The organism is Veillonella sp. (assembly GCF_018381775.1).
Taxonomy (GTDB): Bacteria; Bacillota; Negativicutes; order Veillonellales; family Veillonellaceae; genus Veillonella.
Map to the genome: position 1 here is coordinate 1 of NZ_JAGZRH010000028.1, position 1,471 is coordinate 1,471.

Below are 1,471 nucleotides of genomic sequence, written 5' to 3' on the forward strand. Positions count from 1 at the left end.
GTGATATGTACCCATTTTCCTGGACACATATTATTTACTAGCCTAAACACATGGATGCTTCCCTGTATTTCACAGGGGGCATCCATTTTGTTTTTGCTTGAATCCTTTTGTTATTGTAATAGTTAATGTATTCTTCTATCGCTGCTGCAAAAGCATTAAAAGATGAATATTCTCTCTCAAAACCATAATATATTTCCGTTTTCAATCTACCAAAAAAGGTTTCCATCACAGAGTTATCATAACAATTTCCTTTTCGAGACATAGATTGAATAATACCATGTTCTTTGAGTATTCTCCTAAAGTACTTATGTTGGTATTGCCATCCTTGATCAGAATGGAGGATTAATCCTGAAAGATTAGTAAACTTCTTAAATGCCTTATCTAACATACGAGAAATTTGTTCTAAGTTAGGTCTTAATGCTAAGTCATAAGCAACAATCTCATTCGTATTCATATCTAAAATAGGCGACAAATAGCATTTTCCCCACGAGAAATTAAATTGAGACACATCAGTAGTCCATTTTTGTAATGGTGCAGTTGTACTAAAATCTCTATTGACGATATTTTCTGCTATTTTACCGACTTTCCCTTTATAAGAATGATACTTTTCTTTCGGTCGCTTTCCTGCGAGTCCCATACAATGCATAAGTCTTTGTACTCGTTTATGATTGACTACAAAACCTCGATTAAGAAGCTCCCGATATACACGGCGTACACCATACCGCCCTTTATGTTCTGTAAAAATCTTTTGAATTTCATCTTTTAGCTCTGTATTTCTTTTATCTACAAGATCGACTTTAGTAAGTTCAAAATAATAGGTAGATTTGGACATTGGCATAGCTTTCAAAAGATGTTTTAGTTGATATCCTTGCTGGCGGAGCGTTTTGATAATCGCTGCTTTTTCGCCTTGAGTCGCGCAGCCTCTTTTTCTTCTCTCAAGGCAATCTCTTTTTTTATGACTTCATTTTCAGCTTTAATATAAGCATTTTCAGCTCGTAAGCGAACTAGTTCCTCATATTCACTCTCTTTGAGCTCTCGAGGTGAGATAGTCTTAGGTACTTTCATTTTGCAATCCTTTGGTGATCGTCCTTTAGGTTTATTAATAAGACCATTGTATCCCAAATTTTTGTATTTATGAACCCATTGATACAGTTGTCCAGTATTAATTCCAGCCCTAATAGATACAGAGCGGATAGATTCTCCAAATAATACTTGGTATACTAACTCATATTTCTTCTCTGGAGACCACCATCGCTTATCTGGATTATGCTTATTGATTTCTGGGCCATTAAACTGTTCCTGTTTAGCCCATTTTATTATTTGTTCGTGAAAAGTATGAGTCAATACTCCAGTTGGCGTCTCTGGCCATTCACCTTGATTAAATAATTCAATTGCTTTTCTTTTAAATTCATAACTATATCTCATGAAAATACCCCCTTTACTGGTTGTCCAGTAAAGGGGGTACATATCA

Annotated in this window: 2 protein-coding genes; both read right to left on the minus strand. The window is 35.1% G+C overall.

What is annotated here, in order from left to right; translation table 11 throughout:
* Window positions 1–37 precede the first annotated feature (37 nt).
* On the minus strand, window positions 38–892 hold the full coding sequence (locus KH109_RS09645; protein WP_295219213.1) for an IS3 family transposase: 855 nt from the start codon (window positions 890–892) through the stop codon (window positions 38–40).
* Window positions 856–1,471 (minus strand): transposase (locus tag KH109_RS09650; RefSeq protein ID WP_295219211.1); only part of this gene is annotated, 616 nt, incomplete at its 5' end. The genes KH109_RS09650 and KH109_RS09645, both read right to left, overlap by 37 nt.